This is a genomic window from Pseudomonas sp. S5F11, from assembly GCF_019641515.1.
Classification (GTDB): domain Bacteria; phylum Pseudomonadota; class Gammaproteobacteria; order Pseudomonadales; family Pseudomonadaceae; genus Aquipseudomonas; species Aquipseudomonas rhodesiae.
Genome location: NZ_JAIFJZ010000001.1, coordinates 1,353,882 through 1,380,050 on the forward strand (window position 1 = coordinate 1,353,882; position 26,169 = coordinate 1,380,050).

General features: G+C 58.3%; 23 protein-coding genes. 9 read left to right on the top strand and 14 right to left on the bottom strand.

Annotation, left to right across the window (positions count from 1 at the left end; all coding sequences use genetic code 11):
• Position 1 precedes the first annotated feature (1 nt).
• Positions 2 to 643: a UvrY/SirA/GacA family response regulator transcription factor gene (uvrY, locus tag K1567_RS05805; RefSeq protein WP_010566015.1), complete on the bottom strand. Its 642-nt coding sequence runs from the start codon at positions 641 to 643 to the stop codon at positions 2 to 4.
• 151 nt (positions 644 to 794) lie between these two features.
• Complete coding sequence (locus K1567_RS05810; RefSeq protein ID WP_034097256.1) at positions 795 to 1,160, bottom strand: helix-turn-helix domain-containing protein; 366 nt, start codon at positions 1,158 to 1,160, stop codon at positions 795 to 797.
• A gap of 82 nt (positions 1,161 to 1,242) precedes the next feature.
• On the opposite strand from K1567_RS05810, the gene K1567_RS05815 reads away from it, so the two are divergent.
• On the top strand, positions 1,243 to 1,482 hold the full coding sequence (locus K1567_RS05815) for a DNA-binding protein (protein ID WP_034097254.1): 240 nt from the start codon (positions 1,243 to 1,245) through the stop codon (positions 1,480 to 1,482).
• A 35-nt stretch (positions 1,483 to 1,517) separates the two neighbouring features.
• Here the strand turns inward: K1567_RS05815 and K1567_RS05820 are convergent, their stop codons facing one another.
• Complete coding sequence (locus K1567_RS05820; protein WP_220698248.1) at positions 1,518 to 1,949, bottom strand: GNAT family N-acetyltransferase; 432 nt, start codon at positions 1,947 to 1,949, stop codon at positions 1,518 to 1,520.
• Positions 1,950 to 2,699 carry a carbon-nitrogen hydrolase family protein gene (locus tag K1567_RS05825; RefSeq protein ID WP_220698249.1) on the bottom strand — a complete coding sequence of 250 codons (750 nt, stop codon included), beginning with the start codon at positions 2,697 to 2,699 and terminating at the stop codon, positions 1,950 to 1,952. It lies immediately after the preceding gene.
• Positions 2,700 to 3,318: 619 nt separating this feature from the next.
• Between K1567_RS05825 and K1567_RS05830 the strand changes: the two genes are divergently transcribed.
• Positions 3,319 to 4,389: a 3-deoxy-7-phosphoheptulonate synthase gene (locus K1567_RS05830; protein WP_034115554.1), complete on the top strand. Its 1,071-nt coding sequence runs from the start codon at positions 3,319 to 3,321 to the stop codon at positions 4,387 to 4,389.
• A 75-nt stretch (positions 4,390 to 4,464) separates the two neighbouring features.
• Here the strand turns inward: K1567_RS05830 and K1567_RS05835 are convergent, their stop codons facing one another.
• From K1567_RS05835 to K1567_RS05865, 7 genes are all read right to left on the bottom strand, one after another.
• Positions 4,465 to 4,887, bottom strand: coding sequence for a hypothetical protein (locus K1567_RS05835; RefSeq protein ID WP_034097247.1), 423 nt, complete (start codon positions 4,885 to 4,887; stop codon positions 4,465 to 4,467).
• Positions 4,888 to 5,022: 135 nt separating this feature from the next.
• Complete coding sequence (locus K1567_RS05840; RefSeq protein WP_213549284.1) at positions 5,023 to 8,637, bottom strand: transporter substrate-binding domain-containing protein; 3,615 nt, start codon at positions 8,635 to 8,637, stop codon at positions 5,023 to 5,025.
• 1 nt (position 8,638) lies between these two features.
• Complete coding sequence (locus tag K1567_RS05845) at positions 8,639 to 9,268, bottom strand: response regulator transcription factor (RefSeq protein ID WP_034097243.1); 630 nt, start codon at positions 9,266 to 9,268, stop codon at positions 8,639 to 8,641.
• A 303-nt stretch (positions 9,269 to 9,571) separates the two neighbouring features.
• Positions 9,572 to 10,288: an MgtC/SapB family protein gene (locus tag K1567_RS05850; protein ID WP_034097241.1), complete on the bottom strand. Its 717-nt coding sequence runs from the start codon at positions 10,286 to 10,288 to the stop codon at positions 9,572 to 9,574.
• Positions 10,289 to 10,304: 16 nt separating this feature from the next.
• A complete protein-coding gene (gene mgtA, locus K1567_RS05855) occupies positions 10,305 to 13,010 on the bottom strand; it encodes a magnesium-translocating P-type ATPase (RefSeq protein WP_047882556.1) in 2,706 nt (901 codons plus the stop codon).
• Between the two features lie 456 nt (positions 13,011 to 13,466).
• A complete protein-coding gene (locus tag K1567_RS05860) occupies positions 13,467 to 14,054 on the bottom strand; it encodes a GNAT family N-acetyltransferase (RefSeq protein ID WP_220698250.1) in 588 nt (195 codons plus the stop codon).
• 35 nt (positions 14,055 to 14,089) lie between these two features.
• Complete coding sequence (locus K1567_RS05865; protein WP_034097238.1) at positions 14,090 to 14,434, bottom strand: FKBP-type peptidyl-prolyl cis-trans isomerase; 345 nt, start codon at positions 14,432 to 14,434, stop codon at positions 14,090 to 14,092.
• A gap of 201 nt (positions 14,435 to 14,635) precedes the next feature.
• Between K1567_RS05865 and K1567_RS05870 the strand changes: the two genes are divergently transcribed.
• The 5 genes from K1567_RS05870 (at position 14,636) to K1567_RS05890 (ending at position 20,841) form a co-directional block, all read left to right on the top strand.
• Positions 14,636 to 16,594, top strand: a complete 1,959-nt coding sequence (locus tag K1567_RS05870; protein WP_220698251.1) for an FAD-dependent oxidoreductase — start codon at positions 14,636 to 14,638, stop codon at positions 16,592 to 16,594.
• A gap of 111 nt (positions 16,595 to 16,705) precedes the next feature.
• Positions 16,706 to 17,593, top strand: a complete 888-nt coding sequence (locus K1567_RS05875) for a nitrilase family protein (protein WP_034097236.1) — start codon at positions 16,706 to 16,708, stop codon at positions 17,591 to 17,593.
• Between the two features lie 14 nt (positions 17,594 to 17,607).
• Positions 17,608 to 18,777: a hypothetical protein gene (locus K1567_RS05880; RefSeq protein ID WP_220698252.1), complete on the top strand. Its 1,170-nt coding sequence runs from the start codon at positions 17,608 to 17,610 to the stop codon at positions 18,775 to 18,777.
• Between the two features lie 161 nt (positions 18,778 to 18,938).
• Positions 18,939 to 20,435: a helix-turn-helix transcriptional regulator gene (locus tag K1567_RS05885; protein WP_034097235.1), complete on the top strand. Its 1,497-nt coding sequence runs from the start codon at positions 18,939 to 18,941 to the stop codon at positions 20,433 to 20,435.
• A gap of 133 nt (positions 20,436 to 20,568) precedes the next feature.
• Positions 20,569 to 20,841: a DUF1652 domain-containing protein gene (locus K1567_RS05890; RefSeq protein WP_034097233.1), complete on the top strand. Its 273-nt coding sequence runs from the start codon at positions 20,569 to 20,571 to the stop codon at positions 20,839 to 20,841.
• Here the strand turns inward: K1567_RS05890 and K1567_RS05895 are convergent.
• Together K1567_RS05895 and K1567_RS05900 are read right to left on the bottom strand one after the other, a co-directional pair.
• Positions 20,804 to 21,997: an MFS transporter gene (locus tag K1567_RS05895; protein WP_034115560.1), complete on the bottom strand. Its 1,194-nt coding sequence runs from the start codon at positions 21,995 to 21,997 to the stop codon at positions 20,804 to 20,806. The two genes, K1567_RS05890 and K1567_RS05895, sit on opposite strands and share 38 nt — an antisense overlap.
• 88 nt (positions 21,998 to 22,085) lie before the next feature.
• On the bottom strand, positions 22,086 to 22,394 hold the full coding sequence (locus K1567_RS05900) for an RcnB family protein (protein ID WP_034097230.1): 309 nt from the start codon (positions 22,392 to 22,394) through the stop codon (positions 22,086 to 22,088).
• Positions 22,395 to 22,555: 161 nt separating this feature from the next.
• Here K1567_RS05900 and K1567_RS05905 point away from each other — a divergent pair, with 161 nt between their 5' ends.
• Both K1567_RS05905 and K1567_RS05910 read left to right on the top strand, forming a co-directional pair.
• Positions 22,556 to 23,113 (top strand): helix-turn-helix domain-containing protein, encoded by a 558-nt coding sequence (locus K1567_RS05905; protein ID WP_034097224.1) that lies wholly within the window; start codon positions 22,556 to 22,558, stop codon positions 23,111 to 23,113.
• Between the two features lie 11 nt (positions 23,114 to 23,124).
• A complete protein-coding gene (locus K1567_RS05910) occupies positions 23,125 to 24,471 on the top strand; it encodes a glutamine synthetase family protein (protein WP_169903890.1) in 1,347 nt (448 codons plus the stop codon).
• A 601-nt stretch (positions 24,472 to 25,072) separates the two neighbouring features.
• Here the strand turns inward: K1567_RS05910 and K1567_RS05915 are convergent.
• Complete coding sequence (locus K1567_RS05915) at positions 25,073 to 26,110, bottom strand: IS110 family transposase (RefSeq protein WP_099311725.1); 1,038 nt, start codon at positions 26,108 to 26,110, stop codon at positions 25,073 to 25,075.
• Positions 26,111 to 26,169 lie beyond the last annotated feature (59 nt).

Here is a 26,169-nt window from a genome sequence, read left to right on the forward strand (position 1 = left end):
GTCAGGCGCTGGCGTCCACCATGCCGTGGCGCACCGCGAGCAGGGTCAATTCAACATCACTGCTGATGGCGAGCTTCTCGAAAATACGATAACGGTAGGTGTTGACGGTCTTGGGCGACAAGCACAGCTTGTCGGAGATGGCCTGCACTTTCTGGCAACCGACGATCATCAAAGCGATCTGGATTTCCCGCTCAGACAAAGCATCGAACGGCGAGTCGCTGGTGGGCTGGAACGATTTAATAGCCAACTGCTGGGCAATCTGCGGGCTGATATAGCGCTGACCGGCAAACACCAAACGAATGGCTTGCACCATTTCCGCCAAGCCGGCGCCCTTGGTTAGGTAACCGGCCGCGCCGGCCTGCAGCAAGCGCGTAGGGAACGGGTCTTCCTCGCACACAGTCACTACCACGACCTTGATATCCGGATGGCTGCGCAGCAATTTGGTGGTGGCACCCAGACCGCCGATGCCTGGCATCTTGACGTCCATCAACACCACATCGGGTTTCAATTCCCGGGCCTTGATCAGGGACTCTTCCCCCGACTCGGCCTGACCGACTACTTGCAGGCCGTCGATGTCAGCCAGCATTCGTGTAATGCCTGTACGAACGAGATCATGGTCATCGACTACTAGCACCCTAATCAAGCAGACACCTCGCGATATGGTCTTATAGGTTGCTGAACACCTTAGCAAAAAACCAAGGCGCAGACCTAGCTGCACGCGTCATATATATGGACGTTGGATAAGCAAAGGCCATCCGCCGAGGGGCGGATAGCCGCAATTGCTGGACGAAAGGTCAGGAATCCGAGGGCTGGACCTTGGATTTTCCGTTCACTGAAGCGCTGTGTTCGGCCAAGGTGGAGGTGAGGCGACGAATTGCATCTTGGTCCTCCTTGAACATCGCGCGGTAGTCACCCAATACTTTCTCTTCGATCTGGCTCAAATTATCGAGTTGAAGGGGCGTGGCGGTGCCAGTCAATACATAGAGCACATCTACGCCTCTTGCTGCGACGCGTGACAAATAATCGGCTTTAGGCGCGCGCCCGCCGCTTTCGTATTTACCTTGTGCATTGGCTTCGACACCTCCAATTTCACCAAAAACTTTCTGCGACAGGCCAAGTCGCTCTCTTTCTTGCCTCAAACGCGAACCGATTCCACTCATTTGGATGTATGATCCTAGTTGGCACACCCCAAGAGGTGACACCATCATCTCTTCGTTAAACGAACTTGAACGGTTTTGAACTATGCCCGGAATCCGTACTGCTGCACAAGCCAAGGCCTGGCTGGAACATCAAGGAAAGTCAGTTCAAGCGTTCGCCCGTGAACATGGCGTAGATCCGGCAACCACCTATCAAGTGCTCGCTGGGCGCAAAAAGGGGCGACGTGGAGAAGCCCATAAGGTAGCGGTCCTTTTGGGCATGAAAGAAGGGATCATCCTTTCTGAGGCTGATGGCCAAAACAACGATCAGGAAGTCGACTCCTGAGGCCAGTATGCGCTTATTAGGTTTACACGCACTGTTTAGCTTGGACGACAGACGCGCTCCATGCGCCAGAAGCAATCCTCTTCGCCAACAATACTCAACCCCATGCGCTGATACAGCCTGCGCGCCGGGTTGGTTTTGAATACGGTCAATCGCAATAGCCCCAAGGATTGCGCCTTCACGGCCATTTGCTGCAACACCCAACTGCCGGCACCCAGCCCACGACAGCCTTCGAGCATATGCAGCTCACGGATGTAGAGCGCCTTGCTGTCGCGGCTCAAGCTGATAAAGCCCAAAACTGAAGCCTCGCGGCAGATCAGCCAGTTTTCGCGACCGCCCCACGCCACATCAAAGCCATCGTTGGACCACAGCAAACCGTACTGCTGGTAGTAGCGGCTCATCGCCTCATAGGTCAGGGTTCGGGCGAAAGCTCGGTCATTGTCCGTGGCGGCGCGCAGGTTAAACATCATTCAGAGCGCCACTACGTGGCCCGCCCACACGTCGTTATTGCGGCGCGCCACCAAGAGCGCCTCGCCCACGCCAGGCACAGCGGCAAGCAATCGGCCATCGGGGGACCAGATTGCGCTACGGCCAGCACAATCCCAGCCCCCCGAAGGGCCACCATGATTGGCCATCAACACCAACAGACGATATTCGGCGGCGTAAGTTTGTAACTGTGCACAATCCTTTGCATAACCGCCTTCACTGATCAGCACGCTGGCGGCATAGACATTCGCGCCCGCTTCAGCGGCGGCATGCGGATGACTGGCATGAGTGAAGTCCGCACATACCGATAAAGCGATGCGGTCATCCCCGAACTCTAAGGCCACACCGCCCTGCCCCGGGGCAAACGCCACTTCTTCGCCTGGATGCAGGTGCTGCTTGGTGTAGACCGCCCGGGAACCATCCGCTCCCAGTACCAGTGCGCCAATCATGACCCCGGCATCGGGCGCCATCCGGATCGGCATCCCCACCACGACGGTCAGCCGAAGCTCCCTGGCCATTACGCGCAAAGGCGTCAGTTGCGTAGCGTCTGGTGCGATGGCCAAGTCGGCCGCGAGCGAAGGTTCATAGCCTGTCAGCGACAGCTCAGGGAATACCAGCAGTTGTACGCCCTGTTCTGCCGCCACCTGCATAAACGCCAAGTGCTGCCTAATGTTGGCGGGTACATCGCCGGGGAGGGAAATCGATTGAGCCGCAGCAAGAGTCAAGGCCGTCATGGGGTGTCCGAATAATCAGTCGCAACGTGTTACCAGCATATCGGCACTCCCCCATAGCGGTAAGTCCCATCACGCAATAGAAATTACCGATTGAATCCCATCGCACGTCTCTAGTAAGCTCCCGCCATCGTTTGGAGACATAACATGTTGCAACTCGCCCACCCTCAGGTTTGCCTAGCCGCCAGCGCCATGCGTTCGGTGTCGGTCGCCTGCGTGAACGGTTCGAGCGCACCTGTCAGCTTGTATTTTGGGTATTGGTTTAGCCACTGGCGCGCCTGATACCTGAAATCGGCGGCCACTACTCAAGGGGTCGCCTGCCAGAGAAATCTAACCCCCGGTCGGCTCCCCGACCGGGGGTTTTGTTTTTTCTGGCCCTTAATTCTTTTTGCTTGATCACGAATATTTAACAGGAAGCACGACATGAACTACGCCACTTATTACCGCTACGACACTTCCACCGCATGGCGATTTAGCCAGCTCCGCTCGGGACAGTCTGCCGCCTCCGATCGGTCACCTATGGGTGGCAAACCAACACACATCGCCGATATGGCCAATTGTCGAACACCCCTGTAGGGCCGAGCGCGGGAATCGCCCGCTGCTCGCCCAGGAAGCTTTGAATATGAACTCCTCCGTCGCCGCTCTGCCCGTCTCCACCCTGATCAGCGCCAATCAGGCCCTGACCCAGCGTCTGCCCAGCGCCCTTGAGCTCAAGCACCAGTTGCCGCTCAGTCCGTTCCTTGTCGAACAGATCCACGCCCATCGCCAAGCCGTGCGTGCCATCCTCAATGGCGAGGATTCGCGTTTGCTGGTGATTGTCGGCCCGTGCTCGATCCACGACCCGGAATCGGCCATGGAATACGCGCGCAAGTTAAAGAAACTTGCCCTCGACGTCAGCGACCAGATGCTGCTGGTGATCCGTGCCTACGTCGAAAAACCGCGCACTACCATCGGCTGGAAAGGCCTGGCCTATGATCCTCACCTGGACGGCAGCGATGACATGGCCGCCGGCCTGACCCTGTCACGCCAATTGATGCGAGAAATGCTGCGTCTGGGCCTGCCGGTCGCGACCGAGCTGCTGCAACCCATGGCCGCCGGGTACTTCGACGACCTGCTCAGTTGGGTGGCGATTGGCGCGCGCACCACCGAATCGCAGATCCACCGCGAAATGGCCAGCGGCCTGGACATGCCCGTAGGCTTCAAGAATGGCACCGACGGTGGCGTTGCCATCGCCTGTGACGCCATGCGCTCGGCGGCCCACCCACATCGCCACTTCGGCGTCGACAGCCAGGGGCATCCGGCGATCATCCAGACCTCAGGCAACCCTGATACGCACCTGGTGCTGCGCGGTGGCCACCGTGGCCCGAACTACGATGCGCAGAGCGTGGCGCAGGTCAAGGGCGACCTGGCCAAATCCAAGGTGGCGGCTCGGGTCATGGTCGATTGCAGCCATGCCAACAGTGGCAAGGACCCATTGCGGCAACCAGCGGTATTCAACGACGTGCTGGAGCAACGCCTGCAGGGCGACACCTCGCTGATCGGCATGATGCTTGAAAGCCATTTGTTCGAGGGCTGCCAGCCCTTGAGCGCGTCGATGCAATACGGTGTGTCGGTGACCGATGGATGCCTGGGCTGGGATGGCACCGAGCAGATGCTACGCGGCGCGGCACAACGCTTGCGCGAGCGCTGCTGATTCAGCCGAACTTGCTCGCCGCGTAGTGCGGACATGTCCGCCGCTGAGCGGCCCAGGCATCGTTTCGCAGTGAGGCTAGGCGCCTGCCACCGGCTGGCGCGATAGCTCGCGCAGCCACGGCAACACCCGAAGGCCGGTAGCGGCCTCGGGTGGGTCGATGATATCCATGAAGTGTTCGAGATTGACGTTGTCAGGCACACCCGGCAAGCGCACCAGTACCGCCGGCGTAGCGCCGGTCGGCTTGCAGAGATCGAGGTGGTCGTAGACCAGCACATGGCGCGCCTGAGGTTGCGGCTCGCAAGTATCGACCAGGAGCCCCGCATTGATGATCAGCACATCAAACGGCTCGGCCGGGATGGCCGTGAGTATCTGAACCTCTTCAAAGGTTTGCACCGGGACAATCCGGTGGTACCCCAATTGATTGAGCATTTTTTCGATGTACAGCCGTTGCAGGTGCTGTTCATCGGCAATCAGGATAGTCAGTGCTTTGTTCGGCATGGCAACCCCCCTGGGCAGGCAGTGCTCGTGATTGAGCCCCGCCCATTGTCCAGACATATTCCGACGACAAAATCAGGCATGTTCCCCGTTCACGTAGGAGTTCTCCCAAATCGGCCGAATGACCTTCTATCCCCGTCATGTCTGATTGCAGTGAAGTGCCAAGCTGTGATGCAGACTGTCGATGGCCGACCTTATGGCCTCGACCGCCGGGCCCAAGGCGTCGAGCTGACGACGCTCACAAACGTTTTCCAAGGTTTCGGCGCACTCGATCAGCACCTGGGCTCTGACCATACGCGCCCCTCCTTTAACACGATGGGCCAAATCATGCAGCTTGGGAAAATTGCGCTGCTCGTACAGCGTCGACAACATGGCGCTATCTTCTTTAAGACTGGCAAGCAACGGCGCCAACAGCTCCTCCAGCGCGGCCTTGTCACCGCCCGTCAGCGCGGTCAATGCACTCAAGTTGAACGCCGGTTCAGCCTCGTCGCTGACGACACACGCTGTGCGTGGCGCCAGCGCCGAGCGCAAATCCTCCAGACCGGTTGGTTTGAACAGACACCCGTCCATGCCGGCCTGACGGCAACGCGCGGTTTCTTCGGGCTGGGCATTGGCGGTAAATCCCAACACCAGGCACGGCACCAGGCCACGTTGGCGCTCTTGGGCGCGGATGTCGCGGGTCAGCGCGTAACCATCCTTGAGGGGCATGTTGCAATCGGTGATCACCCCATCGAAATGCCCGCTCTGCCACAACGCCAGCCCTTGCTCGCCGTCGTCGGCCGTCACGATATGATGCCCAAGGAAACTCAGTTGCCGCGCTAACAGCACGCGATTGGCCGGGTAGTCGTCCACCACCAGGATGTTGAGCGCCCGGGCCGGCGGGATGTGCGGCACAGGCAAAGAGACCGGCGCCTCGGTCGTCAGTGCCAGCACCAACGCCACGTCAATCCGTGTGCCTTTGCCCAGCACACTGGTGAGGTGCAGTTGGCCGCCCATCATCTCGCACAAGTTGCGACTGATCACCAGGCCCAGGCCCGAACCGCTGCGCGCGGACTGTTCGTGATTGCCGCCTTGTATAAACGGATTGAACAAACGCTGCTGGTCTTCGGCGCTGATGCCGATGCCCGTATCTTCAACCCATAACCTCAGGTTCAAGTGACCGTCCAGATGGGTCGCGCCCATTGCGCCGAGGCGCACCTGGCCGGTGGCGGTGAACTTGATCGCATTGCCCAATAGGTTGGACACCACCTGCTTGAAGCGCAACGGGTCAAGCATCACCGCACAGTCGATCAACGGATCGAGTTCCACCTGCAGCGCCAGTCCCTTGTCTCGCGCCAGGCCCTCGAACACCCGTGCGACTGACGTCAGCAGTTCGTGCGGGTTGGCCGGAGCCAGGGTCAGGGATAGATGGCCGGACTCGATGCGCGCGATATCGAGAATATCGCCGATCAGCTCCAGCATGCCGCGCGAGGCCACCGAGGCCACTTCCAGTGCATCGCGATCGGCTCGGCCCTGCTCGGCGTTCTTCAGCGCCAGTTCGATCATGCCGATCACGGCGTTCATGGGGGTGCGAATCTCATGGCTCATGGTGGCCAGGAACGTGGTCTTGGCGCGGTTGGCGGCGTCGGCGTCTTCCTTGGCTTCCTGCAATTGGCCCAGCAAGCGCTGGCGCTCACTGACATCGACCCAGCCGGCAATCATGCCCACGACCTTTTCGTCACCGTCACGGTACGGCAGCATCCATTGATAGATGGTCAGCACTTCGCCACTGGGAAGCTTGAGCACGCGGTCATGAATCTGTGGCTCGCCACGCTCCATCAACTGCAGGTAATCGGCATGGAACGACTGGGCCTGAGGCGGGTTGCCGGTGTCGGTTTCCACCACGGTCTTGCCGATCACGTCTTCGAGCTTGAAGCCGAACACGTCCAGGTAAGCATTGTTACAGGCCATCAGCCGACCCTGGCGGTCACGCACGTAAATCGGATGGGGGGTGCCGTCGATGAGCACGCTCATAAACCGCATCTGATCGCTCAACGCCCGCTCGGCCTGGGCACGCTTGCGAATCAGGTTGCGTAGATAGAGGATCCAGCCCAACGTCACCAATAGCAGCAACGCGGCGAGGCCAAAGCCTTGAATAATCACATTGCGATGACGCATCCAATAGCTGTCTTCCACGATGATCTCGTTGCGCCAGTGATTGGTCAGCTCGTCCATTTCTTCTGGCGTGATACTCAACAAGGCTTTATCGAGAATCGAGTACAGCTCCAGTTGGCCACGATTGACCCCGAAGGTGATGCGCGCCGGCTCGGTGCCGATGGTACTGGTGATGCGCAGTCCATCACGGTAATGGCGCGCGATCATATAACGCGCGCTGATCAGCGAAACCGCGGCAGCCTCCACACTGCCATTGGCCACCAATTCCATGGCCTGCTCAGGGTTTTCCACATCGACGAAAACAACCCGCGGGTAGTGCACGGCGATGTAGGACGCCAGACCGCCACCGCCGATCAACGCTAGACGCTTGTCGACCATGTCTTCCAGGGTGATCAGGTTCTCATTGCCGGAGGCCACCACTAGTACATAGGGGTTAGACAGGTAGGGCCGGGTAAAACGGATTTTCTCCGAGCGTTCCACGCTTGGCGTGACGACCGCCAGCATGTCCGCTCGCCCAGTACTGACCTCATCAATTTGCCGAGGCAGCGAACTGCCACGCTCCACATCGAATTTCAAACCGGTACGCAGGCTGATGCGCGATAAGACCTCGGCGCTCAACCCTTCGAATTGCGCTTGCTCGTTGAAATACGATAGCGGCAGGAACTTATCGAGCACCGCCACTTTCACTCGGGGATTTTTCTCCAGCCAACGCTGCTCACTCGCACTCAAACGCAGCCGGTCGGCGTCCAGGAAGCCGCTGCCGCCTGCACTCCAGCGGCGCAGGATTTCCATCTGCTGGTTAGCCGGCACCGCGGCCAGCGCAGCGTTGATAATCGTCAGCAGACGGGTATTGTCCTTGACGAAGGCAAAGCCGAACGGGTTGACCTCCAACGCAGAGAAATCCGCCAAGCGCACATTATTGAGATGGTTCTTGTTGATCAGGTAACGCGCACTGATCGCATCGCCCAGGTACACATCCGCCTGACCGAACGCTACGGCGCCGATGGCTTCGAACGTCGAGCCAAACAACAGCAACTGCGCATCGGGATAAAAGGCCTGTACGGCGTCGGGCTGCATATAGTGGTAAAGCATCGCCACGCGCTTGCCCGCCAGGTCCGCGCTGAGGGCGTGACTGTCGCCGCTGCGTGTGACCAATGCCGGTTGGTCATTGGCATAAGAGCGGGACAGCACTAGTTGCGGGTCGGCCGCTTCATAGCCATTGGCCGAACCCACAAAATCTACGACACCGGTCTTGAGGGCTTCGATCACCTCATCGCGGGTGTCGAAGCGCTGCACATCAACCGCCACATTCAATATGTCCGCAATCAACGCCGCATAATCGGCGGTGATGCCTTCGAGTTCGTTCTTGTTGTTGGTCAAGTCAAACGGGGCGTAATCCGGCCCGGACACGCCCATCACCAGCACGCGGCGCTCCCGCAGCCAGCGCCAGTCGGCTTCGTCCAGCGTCACGGAAGCGTCTTTCAGGGTGGAGTGACCCAGCAACTGCAGTTGATGCGGTTCGTCCAGGGCCATCGCCGCCTGCGGCAACAGCCCTATCAGAAGGATGGCCGTGAGTTTCGCCAGCCGAGAGGTGATCATTTCAAATCAGATGATTGCGTTGGGCGAACTTGGACAAGTGCACCACCGAGGACATGCGTAGTTTTTCCTTGAGCCGGGTTTTGTAGGTGCTGATGGTCTTGTGACTCAACAGCATATCCGCAGCGATCTGCTTGTTGCCCAGGCCCAGGGCCAGTTTCTGCAACACAGTCAGTTCGCGGTCCGACAACGAATCCACCAATTCCTTCTCCGAGGACTGCAGATCGTCACGGCGTACCGAACTGGTGGCCAGGCTGGGAAAACAACTGTAGCCCGAGCGGATCGCTCTGATAGCCTTTTGCAGTTCATCGAGTTCACCGGTTTTAGCGACAAACCCCATCGCACCGGCGCGCATGCAGCGAGTGGAAAAGAACTCCGCCAGATACGACGTGAGCACCAGGATCTTGCAGGGAAGTTCCAGGGCCTTGATACGACTGATAACCTCCAACCCCCCGAGCTTGGGCATCGCCAAGTCGAGAATGACCAGGTCCGGGCGTTCCTCTCGGGCAATCTGCATCGCATCGGCACCATTGCCTGCTTCAAAAATCTTATCGAAGCCTTCTTGCTTCAACAGGTATTTGACGGTGGCACGTATAAAAGGATGATCATCCACAATTAAAGCTTTGTTGCTCATAAGACTCCCCTGGGAGGATCAATACGCTTACATATCAAGCGAGCCTCATCTACCTGTGAAAAGTAACAGTTCCGACAAACGGTTCTGATCACTCAGCGCAACGCCTACAGGCAGTACAGGCCCCCTCTTTTTCGAACACACAGTAAAAACGTAGCGTTGCGCCTTGATGCAAAGCGGGCGCAAGCGCGCAACCATAGCAACGGTGCGCGTGTTCAAATGAAGGGCTAGTCCCGAATACTTGTAGGAGTTTTCCTCACTAGAGCATAGCCAAGCTCGGCAGCGTAGGCGTCCGCCCTCAGGGGCTTACTCGGTGGTACTGGGGCTCCAGAACGCCTGCACCACCAGGGTCGACATGGAGATGCGCGCCACCAGCGCATCCAACTCGTCACCGTCCACCGAGGTCACGGCCAGTGTGGCCTCGATCTCCACTTCCTCAGGACCGAACGGGCGCACGTCCACGTCGCTGGCTGGGTAGTTGCAGCGCGCCAGTTCCGCTTCGAGCAATGCCAACACGGCCTTTTGCTGGGTACGCCGCGCGATGACATACAGAATATTGGTGACCTCCGCCGACACCACATCCAGCGGCTGACGATTGATGTTATTCACGATCGGCCGCAGCAAGGTGTTGGCCGCCAGCACAAACAAGGTGCCCAGCAGCGCTTCGAGAATCAGGTCCGCGCCGGCGCAGGCACCCACCGCCGCCGACGCCCACAGCGTGGCGGCGGTGTTAAGCCCGCGCACATTGCCTTCCTCACGCATGATCACGCCCGCGCCCAGAAAGCCGATGCCCGACACTACATACGCCACCACGCGCACCGCGCCGTCCGCACCGCCGAGGCGGTTGGCCATGTCGACAAAAATGGCCGCGCCCACCGCCACCAGCACGTTGGTGCGCAGCCCCGCCGTGCGCTGGCGGTACTGACGTTCGAAGCCGATCAGCCCACCGAGAATAAACGCCGCGGTGAGGCTGACCAGGGTATCGATCAGGGAATCGAGGTTGATGTTGTTGATTGCCTGCATGGTAAATCGCCCCGTTTCACTGCCAGCCAAACTTACGGATGTAGTAGCCCTTCACCGCCTGGGTCAGCCCCATGTACGCCAGCAGAATCACCGGCAAAAACACAAAGTACAGCGATGGCAGCGCCTGCAATTTGAAGTAGTGCGCCAGCGGGCCCATTGGCAAAAAGATGCCCACCGCCATGATCACGCCGGTCATCACCATCAACGGCAGCGCCGCGCGGCTTTGCAGGAACGGGATTTTCGGGGTGCGGATCATGTGCACGATCAGCGTCTGGGTCAGCAGGCCCACCACGAACCAGCCGGACTGGAACAGCGTCTGGTGATCCGGTGTATTGGCATCGAACACGTACCACATGAGGGCGAAGGTGGTGATGTCGAAGATCGAACTGATCGGCCCGAAGAACAACATAAAGCGCCCCACGTCCCCCGGCTGCCAGCGCTGCGGTTTGGCCAGCATGTCCGCATCGACGTTGTCGAACGGAATTGCGATCTGCGAGATGTCATACAGCAGGTTCTGCACCAGCAGGTGCATCGGCAGCATCGGCAGGAACGGAATGAACGCGCTGGCGACCAGCACGGAGAACACGTTGCCGAAGTTGGAGCTGGCGGTCATCTTGATGTACTTGAGCATGTTGGCGAAGGTGCGCCGACCTTCCAGCACGCCCTCCTCCAGGATCATCAGGCTCTTTTCCAGCAGGATGATGTCCGCAGCTTCCTTAGCGATATCCACCGCACTGTCCACCGAAATACCGATATCCGCCGTACGCAGCGCCGGTGCATCGTTGATGCCATCGCCCATAAAGCCCACCACATGCCCGTTGGCCTTGAGCAGGCGCACGATGCGCTCCTTGTGAGCCGGCGTGAGCTTGGCGAACACGTTGGTGGTTTCCACCGCCACGGCTAGTTCGGCGTCGGTCATCGCTTCGATGTCGTTCCCCATCAGCAGGCCCTGTTGCTCCAGGCCGACTTCGCGGCAGATCTTTGCGGTGACCAGTTCGTTATCGCCAGTCAGCACCTTGACTGCCACGCCGTGGGCCTTGAGCGCTTTGAGTGCCGGTGCAGTGCTTTCCTTGGGCGGATCGAGAAACGCTACATAACCGATCAGCGTGAGGTCGTTTTCATCGGCCAGGCTGTAGGTGTCACGCCCCGCTGTCATTGGCCTCGCGGCCACCGCTACCACTCGCAGCCCTTCTTCATTGAACGCAGCAGTCACCTGCCGGATGCGCGCCAGCAGTTCTTCGGTCAGCGCTTCATTGGTGTCGCCGTGGCGCACGCTGTTGCACACCGACAGAATCTCTTCCACGGCGCCCTTGCAGATCAGCAGGTGCGGCAGGCCTTGTTCAGCCACCACCACCGACATGCGCCGGCGGTTGAAGTCGAACGGAATCTCATCGACTTTCTGAAACGCCGTACCCACCTTCAGTTCACGGTGCACTTCCACATGTTCAAGCACCGCCACGTCCAACAAGTTTTTCAGGCCGGTCTGGTAGTAACTGTTGAGGTAGGCCATTTCCAATACGTCATCGGACTCTTCGCCCCACACGTCGACATGGCGTGCCAGAAAAATCTTGTCCTGGGTCAGGGTGCCGGTCTTGTCGGTGCACAGCACGTCCATCGCGCCAAAGTTCTGGATCGCGTCCAGGCGCTTGACGATGACTTTTTTGCGCGACAGAAATACCGCGCCCTTGGCCAGGGTCGAGGTGACGATCATCGGTAGCATTTCCGGGGTCAGGCCCACGGCAATCGACAGTGCGAACAGCAGCGCTTCGGTCCAGTCGCCTTTGGTGAAGCCGTTAATGAACAGCACCAGCGGCGCCATCACGAACATAAAGCGGATCAGCAACCAACTGACCTTGTTCACCCCATGCTGAAACGAGGTGGTGGCACGGTCAGTAGCGGTGACCCGCTGGGCCAGCGCGCCGAAATAGGTGCTGTTGCCGGTGGTGAGGATCACCGCCGTGGCCGCACCGGAAACCACGTTGGTGCCCATGAACAGTATGTTTTCCAGGTCCAACGGGTTACGAGTCTGGGCGTCCTGCTGCAGGGCGAATTTCTCCACCGGCATCGATTCGCCGGTCATCGCCGCCTGGCTGACAAACAGGTCTTTGGCGCTGAGCACGCGGCAATCGGCGGGAATCATGTCACCGGCCGACAGCACGATCAGATCGCCCGGCACCAGTTGCTTGATCGGCAGTTCGATGCGCTTGCCGTCATCCCGGCGCAGCACCGTGGCAGTGTTGCTGACCATGGCCTTCAACGCATCGGCGGCCTTGTTGGACTTGGCCTCCTGCCAAAAGCGCAGCAAGGTCGAGAGCACCACCATGGAGAAGATCACCGTGGCGGCCTTCATGTCCTCGGTCAGCCAGGAGATCACCGCCAACAGGGTCAGCAGCAGGTTGAACGGATTTTTATAGCAGTGCCACAGGTGCACCCACCACGGCAGCGGCTGCTCGTGCTCGACCTCGTTGAGGCCGTACTGCACGCGCAGGGCGTCGGCCTCGGCGGCGGTCAGGCCGTCGGTGTGGCTGCCCAGCGTACCGAGCAATTGCACAGCGCTGCTGTTAGCCGCGCCGACCAGGGTTTGTGCCAGGGTCGGCGGCACTTCGCGGCTGACGCTGGCGTCGTTGACGGTCTCAAGCATGGCCAGGCGACGGAAGTGCCGGGCAATGTGCCGGGTCCGCAGGAAGCCGGCGAAGAACTCTTTAAGCAGAGCAAGGTTCATGAGTATTACTCCTGCGCGAGGAAACCGTCGTGCAGGTACGGCCCGTGCGCACCGCGCCCTCGAACAGGCACAGTCACACCGGGCTCGCCCGCCGGATAAAAGGCAGGCGCGTCCGTAGCAGCCCGAGAGAACCCGGGAGCTGGTCAGCGTCGATGAGAGAGGATCGAGGCACAGCCAGGACAGGCTGCGGCCGGGATGCCGCTTCTCGCGTTAGTGGCGAGACAACGGCATCGAAAGCATGCGCGTTATCTTGCCAAGTATGTGCCGGTTATCAGAACCGGCCGACTACTGTCACTCGAACAAGTACCCACTGAGGGTCTCCGCAATTGATGAAAACGCGCGAAGCTTACGCCCCGATTTCCGGAGAGTAAACCGTAGGAAAGTTTCTGCATGATGAATAAGAAAGTTCTTCAGGATGGGTTCAGGAAGGGCGTCTTGGGCGACGGAGAGTCTGGGTCAAGAGGCATCCGCTCGGTCTCGCGGCACCTGGCTCAAATACTCATCCATCCCTGCGCCACACAACGCCATGACCCGAATCGACACGCTATTTTCCTGGCGTCCCATGACGATCCCTGCGCGCGTGCGCACCGGCACATAGCCGAGCCGGGACCAGAAACGCTCGGCCTTGCGATTGCCGATCACCACACTCAGCCGCAACCATCGGGCACCGTTTTTTACCGCCCACGCTTGCAAGCCTGAATGCAGGCGCTGAGCAAACCCGGTGCCGTGCAAGCGTGTGTGCACCAGAAGCAAACCGATATGCCACACGCCGGCAGCAAGCACATCGGCAGCCATGTTCACGACCGCGACCAGTCGCCCCTCCGCATCGCGGTAACCCAGCCAATACATCCGTCGACACTGCCAGCCTGGCGGCAACGGGCTCTGTAGCTCTTCGCGCGCCTCGGTCGGGCGGGCCGGCTCGCCATTTACCGCGATGAAATAATCCGGTGCTTGCTCAAAAAAACACTGCAACTGCGCCTCGTCGGCAGCGTGCAATTCACTCACGCGAATGCCTTCAACCCCGCATTCAGGCAAAACCTCCATGTCGCGCTCCCTCCTCCTGATCATTTGCCCAGGGATTAATCATCCCGCGTCAGCACTTCCAGCAACTCGATCTCAAAATGCAAATCGCTGTTGGGCTTGATATGCGCGCCCATCGAACGCTCGCCATACGCCAGATGCGCCGGCACGAACAAGCGACGCACCCCGCCCACCTGCATGCCCATCAGGCCCTGGTCCCAGCCCTTGATCACGCGCCCTGTGCCGATCACGCACTGGAAGGGCTTGCCGCGCTCCCAAGAGGAATCGAACACGGTGCCGTCCGCCAGCGTACCGGTGTATTGAGTGGTGATCAGCGCGCCTTTGACCACGGCTTTGCCGGTGCCTGGGCGGATGTCGGTGATCTGGAGTTCGTTGGGGTTCATAGGGACTCTTTGAAAGTTGAAAACTCAGCGTTTTCCCAGAATCGGGCGGGCTTGGCAAGCTTGGAGACAACCGTCAGACGCCCTCCACCTACACGCGACGGCGACTTACCTTTACCTCAAATCACACGCTGCTGATTTTCACATTCGGTGTTGATGTTCAACCTAAAGAGTGACCAATACCTCTGAACAGGAAGATTAAAAATGACCATCGGCTCCAGTTTCAATTACCCCGCAGATATCGCCCGGGAGCATCGTCAAAAAAAGCGAAACGCTAACAAAAATTGGAGAGCCTCATTCCCCAATCCACCCGACTTGTGTTTCGACTATCGAATGTTGGTGGAGCAAGACAATGGCATCGCCCAAGCGACCGACGTAGGCCACAAAATCTGCGTAATAGGTGCAGGTATTACAGGCTTAACGACTGTTCGCGAATTGCATAGATGCGGTTTCGAAAATATTACATTGATTGAAAAGTCGAGCCGCGTAGGCGGCCGACACTTTACGGCCCTCGGCAGCAACAACACGGCCACTGTTGGTCGCCCTCCTTTTGAGTTAGGTGCAATGAGAATGCCTTTTTTCAACAAAACAAATGAGCCTCCCAAAGATGGCCGGTCCCTCATGGCTTATTACGCCAGCGAGTTTGAACTGGTCCACTCCGATTTCCCAAACCCCGGAAGCCCTACAGTCCATTCAACCGGGATCTATCTGCGTGAGGGATGCTTGGATGGGGATAGTGAACCGAACATGCTTATTTGGAAAAATACAGATGGAAAAACGGCTCCGCCTGGAGAACTCTTACGCCTCGTATTTACCAAGTGGAAAACCTTTGCCGAGCGGATGACACTGCATATCTGCGAGCATTACGGCTCCGAGTACTGGGAGACAATGTGGGCTGCGATCGTGAAAAAATACGAAGCAACTTCGTTTCGTGATCTCGTGAAGATGCCTGCCATAGATCAATGGTCGCAGATTGATCCTGGGAATTTCGGCGGGATGGGTATGACCGCGCAGGAATCTGCTATTTTTTATTCTATCGGTATTGGTGACGGCAGTTGGGGGGCATTCTACGATGTATGCTCACTTTACCCGATACGCACAGCGATGTTTGGCTTCAGCAGTCATCTACAGCTAATCCACGGACGCGTGGATAGCGATGGTAAACCGATACCATCTCCCTATCTTGAAGCAAGGACAATCAGTGATTCAAGAGGGCTAAAATTTAGTAAACCAAACTATATTGGCCTCGCCTCGCTGGCAGAGTCCCTACTCTTTATAAAATCGCGCGAAACCGCAGACTCACCTTACGAACATCTAATTAAAAACCCTGCTGGATTATTGACAAACTGCGCTGTCACAAAACTTAAAAAACTTAGCAACGCAAAAATCAGGGTTTATTACGATTGGAACGTCACATCCCCTCTCATGACCAAGCAAGAGTTTATTGATGCTGACTCAGTCGTCATGACGCTTCCGTCATGGCTGATAGAAACGCAAATTCAGCTCGAGGGATTTGATCAAAAAATGCTGCCTTTCGAAACGATAACCGCCTACAAGACAGCTCATTGGGAAAGCAGCTGCAAAGTATATGCACCATTGAAAAAAACATTCCTAAGCTTCAACAAAAAAATACCCCAAGCCATTGTCACCGACAGTTTCATTCATGACGCTTACACTTACCGCTACAACAACAATGACACTTATGACTGCATCCTCTTGAGTTATACATGGGAGGATGACGCAATGAAGCTTTCATCGTTCACCGACAAAGAACTTGTCGACAAATGCATAGCAGAACTAGATAGGATCCTTCTAAACTCAAATAATATTAAACAGCGTATATCCCCTTATATAGGGCGCGACCAGGCAATTGTTCAGCGATGGATGCAAGATAAAAATTCTTTAGGCTGTGCAAAGCTTTATCGTCCGGGAACTTATCACGAGGCCGTAGACTTAATGAAATACAACAGAGACTTCTCGCCCATCTCTGGACTTTATCTATGCGGCGAATCCTTTTCTGTTGATTCAGGTTGGACGGAGCCTTGTTTCAGGGGCGCCGTCGACACAGTAATTAACATCTGTAACAGAACCAAGGCGAGCTTCAACGGTGGATTTAGCATGCGAGACTACCCCGAGTACAAAACAGCGCATGCAATCCTCTAAAGGAAACCGACTACAACACAAAAGGAATCATCTGACTTTCATTTAAACATTAACCCGCCTCTTATAAACACCCAACCAAATCCGGTTGCACAACAATAAGAGGCCAACCTCATGAGCACACCCACAAGCCCCGCCCGCGTTGCCGTCATTCAGTTCGACCCACAGGTGGGAGTCGCCAATCGAAGCGATAACCTGCGTCAAAGCCTTTCCCTCGCTGCCGAAGCGGCAAACGGTGGCGCGAATCTGATCGTGCTGCCGGAACTGGCCAATTGCGGATATTTCTTCAGCAGCCGTCAGGATGCCTTCGATCACGCAGAGGCCGTGCCGAATGGCCAGAGCGTAAGGGAATGGACGGATTTTGCCTGCAAGCATCAGGTGTACCTGGTGGCCGGTCTAAACGAGATTGAGCATGGGCAGCTGTTCAACACTGCGGTGTTGCTGGGGCCCGAAGGCTTTATCGGTAAGTACCGCAAAGCCCATCTATGGAACCTGGAAAAGCTCTGGTTCACACCGGGCAATACTGGATTCCCGGTGTTTGAAACGGCCATAGGCCGCATCGGCCTGTTGATCTGCTGGGACATCTGGTTCCCGGAGGTGCCGCGCATCCTCAGCCAGCAAGGCGCCGATATTATCTGCAGCGTGAACAACTGGGTGTGGACGCCACCGCCGCTGTTCGATGAAGCCGGGAAGTGCATGGCGTCGTATCTGACGATGACCGCCGCCCACGTGAATAACGTGTTTATCGCCGCCGCCAGCCGCATCGGCCAAGAGCGGGATGCGCGCTACCTCGGATGCTCGTTGATCGCCGGCACCAATGGCTGGCCGATCGGTGAAGTGGCCTCGGCCAATCGCCAGGAAATCCTGTTTGCCGACATCGACGTAACCAGCGCTCGCAGCGCGCCGATCTGGAACAGCCTCAATGACCTGCACAGAGACCGCCGCCATGATTTGTACGATCAGATGCTCGGCTACTCTCACCACCCTGCCCTGCCTCGTTGAGCGGAGGGCGATTTATGGAGCCTTTACTGACCAAGAAAATACCCACGCGCTCACGCTTGGATTTAACCGTCCTGGCCCTGGGAGCCATCGCGATCTTAGTGATGCTCTATGTGGTCTCCACTCACCAAGGTTCATGGCCGGGCTATCGCGACATGGTCACAGCCTTGCCGGATCCGGCGGCCTGGTTGCGTTGGGTAACAGGCGACATCAGCGAGGTCGCCTTTTACAAGCATGAGCTGGCATCCCTGGGTCTGTTGAGTGGTGCTTATCTGGCCTGGTGGGCGAGTCGGCAGGGCAAAGCCTGGCAAGGCTTTTCCATCTGTTATGGCACCGGCTTGTGGCCCTGGTTGGTGACCAGTTCGTTGATCGGCTTGTTGCTGAGCAATCTGCTGTGGGGCTGGAGTGTCACGGCGGACACCTGGCAGCCTACCTTCGCGGCGTTCGTTTCATTGCCGGCGGCGATGGTGCTGATGTTTGGCGGCGGCTGGAAGGTCACCCTCAACGGCGCGGTACTGGGTGCCTTGCTGGTCACGCCCATGTGCTTGCTGATCGTCAATCTGGTGTGCGTACCGCTGGGCTTGCCCGCCGTGGTCGGCAACGTATTGGGCATGGCCGTTGGAAGCGTGATCGCCTTTACGCTGTGTCATAAAGTGCCCTCGCTGGTGCGTTCGGACTACATCGCTCCCGAGAAGCCCGCTCCGGTTGTACCGGCTGACCATGGTGTTGTCTGGAGCCTGCGCCGAGTGCTGGCTGACTTTTCCGAAGCGCCGTTTTTCGGCAATGAGCTGGCCAGTCTCGGTCTGCTGGCGGGGGTTCTGCTCGCTTATGCGCTCAACCCCATGAGCCCGGCATATGGCTCTGGCCTGCTCCTGTCCATGATCGGCGCACAGGCAATGACATCGGCAGCGGGCGTGGTGATATGGCGTCGGCAATGGATACGGCACGGCTGGTACCCCACCTATGTTCCGTTGGTGTCGGTCGTTCCGGCGGCGGTGTTGACCCATGGCGGGAGTTTGACCGTGATGGGCGCCAGCGCATTGCTCGGTGCTCTGGTCGCACCACCGTTGGCCTTTGCGATTGCGTCGAGGCTACCCGCGCATTTCCACCCTTATATCGGCAACGTGATCTCAATGGCGTTGAGCACGCTGATGATCGTGCCGATCGTCGGCTGGCTGGCAAACTGAGGTGTGTGGTTAGGGCCCGCCCCTAACCACATCTCTTGAACCCTAATAGGCCAAATGCACCACCCGTTCGAGTGCATTTTTACCTACCACTCCTGCATTTTGTTTGCACTATCACGAGCCAAGGCTGTCGGAATTTTCATGTGCTTTTTTCGGGAGACAGCATGAGCCAGGACGTCCTTGCCAAAGAAACCAACCGCCGCCAATTGCAGCAAATCATCTCCGGCTTGTCCGACGGTGTGATTCTGGCCGAAGTCGACCAGACCATCCTGTGGGCCAACGAAGCGGCGCTGACCATGCATGGCGTCGGTGACGTGATGGGGTTGGGCGCCAATGGGCAGCAGTACGCCGAGCGTTTCTCGCTGCGCTATCGCAATAACCATCCGTTGCAGGACGACAGCTACCCGCTGGCTCGCGCGGCGGCCGGTGACGAATTCAGCGATGTGATCGTGGAGGTCACGCCCACGGCCACTCCGGACAAAACCTGGGTGCACCGCCTGCGCAGCCTGGTGATCACCGACTCACGAGGTGAACCTGAATTGCTGGTGCTGATCCTCAGCAACGCCACCCAATGGGCCAGCGCCGAGCAGCGCTTCGAAAAAACCTTCAACGCCAACCCCGCGCCGGCGGTGATCTGCCGCTTGAGCGACCTGCGCTACATCAAGGTCAACCAGGGTTTCCTGGAGATGACCGGCTACAACCGCGATCAGGTGATCGGTCGCTCGGTGTACGAGCTGGACGTGCTGGAACAGGCCGAGCGCAAGGACCTGGCCATCCAGCGCCTGAGCGAAGGCGCCACCATCCCACAGATGGAAGCGGAACTGAAACTACCCAAAGGCGGCAGCAAACTGGTGATCGTTGCCGGTCAACCGCTGGACATGAACGAAGAAGATTGCATGCTGTTTTCTTTCATGGATCTGGAACCGCGGCGCAAAGCGGAAATCGCCCTGCGCCAGAGTGAGGAACGCTTCGCCAAGTCGTTCCGCCTGACGCCCGTGCCCACCCTGGTGTGCAACGCCGACAATCGCCATGTGGTGGACGTCAACGAAGCGTTCATGAGCATTACCGGTTACATCAGCGAAGAGCTGATCGGCAAATCCATCGAAGAAATCGGGTTTATCGACGGCAACGCGGCGAGCGAGCAGTTGTTCGCCACTCTCGAGAAGGCCGGCAATCTCGACGGCCAAGACCTCAAGGTGCGCAAGAAAGGTAACGAAGTGATCGACTGTGTGGTCTCGGCCGACACGGTAGTGATCCAGGACATGCCCTGCTATCTGTTGGTCATGATGAATATCACCGAGCGCAAGCGCTCAGAGCTGGAGCTGGTAGCGGCCATCGAAGAGGTAATGCAAGACGCTTCATGGTTCAGCCAGACGCTGATCGAAAAACTGGCCAACGCCAAAAGCGTTAACAGTCCCAATTTGCCGAATGTGAGCTTCACCGACCTCACCGCCCGCGAGCGCGATGTGCTGGGGTTGATCTGCGAAGGTCTGGCGGACAAGGAGATCGCCTCACGACTGAAACTGGCTCCCAACACTGTGCGTAACCATGTGGCCACGGTTTACTCCAAGCTGGGGGTACACAGCCGTAGTGCGGCGATCGTGTGGGCGCGGGAACGCGGGCTGTTTGCAGGGGACTTGAGGGTGAAAAATAGACGCTGACAGTGCAAATGCACCAGTGCCACTAGTGCGAATTCGCCTTATGGCCTGGGTCTGCAATCCCTAACCTTCAGCCGGTGGGTACAGGGAGCTTTGACCTTGTGCCGTCGCTTTTTCATGCTTTGAAGGAAACCGCATGTTCACCCTCGCTCAACTGCGAAACTGCATCGAAGAAGGCCTATCGCCACTGACCTGCGAATTCACCCTGTGCCGGGATGCGTCCTTGACCCTGAAGGTCTACGACGCTGAAACCGGCCGGGTGGATCTGGTGGTCACAGGGATCAGCACCAACCGGCTGCATACCCCGCAAGAAGTGGCAAAAATGGTCGAAGAACTGCGCTACGAGCTGCAAAGCAATAACGTGGGCAAGCTCACGCTGGATGACTTGCCTTTATCGACGCACCGATAAAGTAAAACACCCCGCCCCCGACGATAAACGCGCCCAGCATGTAGAACATGTAATGGGCCGGTAGACTGGCCAGTACCACCCCACATAGCACCGGCCCCAGCGCAGCGCCGAGGTTGGACAGATTCTGCGCCCCGTAATACATGCCCCGCAGGTGGTCCGGGGCGATTCGGTCGATAAACATGTACTCGGCCGGAAACACGATAATCTCCCCCACCGTGAACACCGCCATCGCCAGCACCCACCCCAGCACGCTGGTGGACAACCCGAACCCGATCAACCCCAGCATAAACATGCTCAAGCCCGCGATCAGCCACTGGCTCAGGTAACGGTGGGAAATGCGCCGGCCAATCAGGTATTGCAAGGCGATCACCAGCACGGCGTTAGTGGTGAGCACCGCGCTGATGACGGTGTAGGTGTATTCCGCGGTGGTGGTCGTCACCAGGTACTGCGACAGGTAGGCGGTGAACTGGCCGAATACCACGGCACTGAGCAAACCGCCGAGGGTAAAGCACACCAGTCGACGGTCGCGCAGTAGCACGCGGCCCACCGCAGGGAACGACACCGGTTTCTGCGCAACCTCGGCGGTGGCGAGGGTGCGATCCCCCCAACGTGCGTACAGCATAAAGAACCCCACTCCCAACAAGGTCGACAGGATAAACGGCAAGCTGATATCCAGCTTGGCCACCATCGCGCCAAAAAACGGCCCCACGGCATAGCCGATATTGGTCAGGGTGTATTTGATGGAAAACACTTCGCTGCGCGCGTCTTCGGGCAGCAGGCTGGCAAACCCGGCTTTCACCGCAATGTCGATCACCGCGTAGGCCAGGTTGATCAAAATCAGGCAGGTATAGAACGTCCAGATATCCTGCGCCAGCACCGTGCCGATAAACCCCAGCACGAACGCCACACTCAGGCCCAGCAGCAAGCGATAACTGTTGACGCGATCGACCAGGAAGCCGCCGTACACACTGAGCAACGAGCCAACAATCAGCGAACTGCCGATCACCAGGCCGACCTGGCTGATATCCAGGGAGAAATGGCTGGTGAGGTAGATGACCAGGTAGGGAAAGGTGATCGCCTTGGCCAAGGTCAGCAGCAAGGTGGCACACAGCAACAGGTTTACGGTGCGGGGGTAATGTTTGATTGTGGCAAGCATCCTGCTCTCTTTCCTGGAAGGTAACGCGACCATTGCGGTCGGCTACCATAACCCAGGTTTCTGCAAAAAAGCAGGCGCTGCCGGCGAGTTATTTTTTGACCGGCGTGATCTCCAGAATCGTGCCGTTGGTGGTCTTGAGCAGCACAAAACGATCACCGACGCGTGCCCATTGGCTGTCTTCCTCAGGCTGCTTGAGGCCGCGTTTTTTCCAGTCGGTGACGGCGGATTCTTTGCGCATCAAGATGTCCGGGGCACGATCGCCCTCTTTCAAATCACGGGTGTTGATCGTAGAAGGCTGCACGGTTTCCTGGGGCGTATCACCGGCCTGGGCCACGAAGCTGACGGTGGACAGGCTGGCGGCTACCAACACGCAAGCGGCTAGGGTTTTGGACTGCATAGGTGCTCCTTCAATGAATGATGCGTACCCAGGTTCCGACCGCAGCGGGGCGGAATCATTCAGCGGGCCTTAGCAAAGGGAAAGCACACCTGCCCGACCTGCCCATTGCCCGCATGAAATTAATCGTGTAATTTTTCATGAAATTTTAAGAAATAAATTTCATGACGCCACAAGACGAACTCGCCACCCTCGCCGCCCTGATCCATGACCTGCGCAAGCACAAGAAGCTCACCCTGGCCCAGTTGGCACAGAAGATCGAGCGCTCGGTAGGCTTCCTCTCCCAGGTCGAGCGTGGTTTGTCGCGCCCGACGGTGGCGGACTTGACCGCCATCAGCCACGCCCTCGATGTGCCTACCACCTACTTCTACAGCCAGCCCAAGCCCAAGGCGATTGACTGGGTAACCCGGCCCAACGAGCGGCGCACGGTGTACTACGCCAATGGCATCACCGACATCCTGGTCTCCCCCAGCATGAACGGCGCGTTCTCGATGCTCGATAGCCTGCTTGCCCCGGGCGCCAACAGCGGTGACCAGAGCATGAGCGACCGCGCCGAACAGGCCGGTTTTGTGCTGGAAGGCGAATTGACGCTGTGGGTGGACGGTGAAAACGACGTGGTGACCCTCGGCCCCGGCGACAGCTTTCACCTGCCCAGCTTTGCGCGTTGCCGCTACGCCAACCTGACCGACCTGCCCGCCCGCGTACTCTGGGTTTACAACTAGGAGCATCACCCGTGAAAAGCCAATCTTCCACGTTGCTGGCCGAAGTACGGACCTTTCGCCAGCACCACCCGGATGTGCGTTATGTCGACCTGATCGCCCTGGACATTCCCGGGCATTTCTACGGCAAGCGCTACCCGATCGAGATGCTCGAAAAAGTCGCCGCCGGCAGCCCCTTGAAACTGCCGCAGAATGCCGTGTTGCTGGGGACCCAGGGCGGGTTGTTCAAGATCGGCGACTACTGCTTCAACGACGGCGACCCGGACGCTAACCGACGCCTGGTACCCGGCACGCTCAAGCCGGTGAGTTGGGAATCGCAGCCTCTGGGCCAGATGCTGATCACCTCCGATGGCACCGAAGCCCCCATTGAATTCGAACCCCGCGAAGTGCTGGCCAAGGTGCTGCAGCGTCTGCACCACAAAGGCATCCACCCGGTGGTGGCGTTCGAATTGGAGTTCTATCTGTTCGACAAAACCCTCGACCACGGCCTGCCGCAATTTGCCCGCGACCCGCTGAGCGACGACGCCGACGACCAGCCCACCCTGCATATCGAGCGGCTGTCGCGCTTCTCAGAAGTCCTGGACGATATGGCCCAGACCGCCAAGGACCAGGGCATCGACATCACGGTGATTACCGCTGAACTCGGCCCCGGCCAGTTCGAGATCAATTTCGGCCACCTCGACGACGGCCTGCGCGCCGCCGACTGGGCCGCGCTGTTCTGCCGCAGCACCCGTGGCGTGGCGCTCAAGCATGGCTATCGCGCCAGCTTCATGGCCAAGCCGTACCTGGAACATCCTGGCAGCGGCATGCATGTGCATGTCAGCCTGTATGACGGCGCGGGCAACAATTTGCTGGCGGCGCATCAGCAGCAACCGCTACGCCATGCCGTGGCTGGGTGCCTGGAGTTGCTGCCTCACTGCATGCCGATCTTCTCGCCCAACCACAATGCCTTCCGCCGCCTGGGCGGCACTGTCAACGCCGCCACCCGCGCCTGCTGGGGCTTCGAAGACCGCGATGCGTGCGTGCGCATCCCCGACTCCGACCCGCGCAACTTGCGCATCGAACACCGCCTGGCCAGCGCCGATGCCAACCCGTACCTGGTGCTCGCGGCGATCCTCGCCGGCCTGGAACATGGCCTCGACACCCAGCGCGAGCCCATCGCGCCCTTGAACGAGGACCGCACCAGCGGCACCGACTTCCCCCTGGACATGCTCGACGCCGTACGCACCATGCAGCAGCACCCCAGCGTGCGCGAGAAGCTGGGTGCGGAATTTGTCGATGTGTATTGCGAAAACAAACGCCAGGATCATCTGGCCTTTCAACAAGAGATAAGTGTGCGTGAGTACCGCTGGTTTCTTTAACCCTGCTGTGGTCAGTGAGCTTTTTTGGTGAGCGGGCTTGTCGAATCTTCGCACCGCCCACGCTGGGGCGCGAAGCGGCCCTCTCTCCCGACACCGCGGTGTGTCAGGCAAAAACGGTTGGCCAGTTTTGGGGCTGCTCCGCAGCCCGGCGCAGGGCAAGCCTGCTCACTACAGGGCAGCTGCACACACTTTAATTGTGGTGAGCGGGCTTGCCCCGCGCTGGAGCGCGGAGCGGCCCTCTCTTCCGACACCGCGGTGTGCCAGGCAAAAACGGTTGGCCAGTTTTCGGCGCTGCTCCGCAGCCCGGCGCAGGGCAAGCCTGCTCATACATGGACGCCCCCAGTATGCCAAGCACTCAATTCGTGAAAACACAGACGGGATAAGGTTGCAGCCATACATCCGGACTTTAAGTGAGGCGGTGCCTCTGTCCCTGATGGAATTCGCTGATCGGGCTCTTATCACCACAACGCGCTCGAAGCGCTGTGAGCAGGGCAGAGTTACCCGATCCCGGTCCTACCTGTCTTGCCATCACGTCATGATCGCCTGAGCAACCTTGGAAGTACTCCTTCTAACGCATCACTTTTTCATTCCACCGGGCCGGCTACGCCACCGTTACGTCGGGGGTGTAGTCGGGTCGGAACTTGGTGCCATGGGCCAATAATGCCCAGGCTATCCGAGCCGTTTTATTAGCCTGGGCAACGACAGCAACGTTGGTGTGACGACGAGCCAATAACCCCTTCAGCCAATCCGCCGAAGGATCTGTCTTGCTCTCCACCACTCGAACCATCGAGCGTGCGCCGTGAATCAGCAAGGTGCGTAAATAACCATCGCCCCGTTTACTGATCCCCAACAACGTGGGCTTGCCTCCGCTGGAGTGTTGTCGCGGCACTAACCCCAACCATGCCGCCATTTGCCGACCGTTACTGAAGTTTTTCGCGTCACCCACTGACGCCACTAGCGCGGTTGCAGTGAGCGGGCCAACGCCTGGGATTTCTGCCAGGCGGCAGCTGCCTTCATTGCTGCGATGCCATTGTTGAATCTCTCGTTCCAACTCGACGACCTGTCGATCCAGCTCTTTGAAATGCTCCATTAAGCGCTGCATCAGTTGACGTAACGATCCAGGAAGAGCGTTTTCATGATCTTCCAAAATATCCGGCAAACGCTCGACGATATGTCGAATGCCCTGAGGCAAGACCACGCCAAATTCTCCAAGGAGCCCACGAATCGAATTAGCTTGTGCCGTTCTGGCCTTTACAAACCCTTGCCGTGCGCAATGCACCGCCAAAATAGCTTGCTGCTCTACCGTCTTGATCGGCACAAAGCGCATGTTGGGCCGAGTAACGGCTTCACAGATCGCTTCTGCGTCAGCTACATCGTTTTTGTTCGACTTCACGTAGGGCTTCACAAATTGCGGAGCCATTAACTTGACCGTATGACCAAGTGCCTGCAGTTTTCTTGCCCAATAGTGGGCTCCGCCACATGCCTCCATGCCCACTAGGCAGGGCTCCAGGTTGGCAAAAAAAGGGACAACCTGCTCACGTTTAAGCCGCTTCCTTAGCGCTGTTTTTCCTTGTTGATCGATCGCGTGAAGTTGAAACACGGTTTTTGCCAAGTCAACCGAAACAGTCGTAAGCTGCATGAGGACGCTCCCTTCCGCTAAGTGTGGGTAACACTTTAACTTTGGCACATAGATGCCGT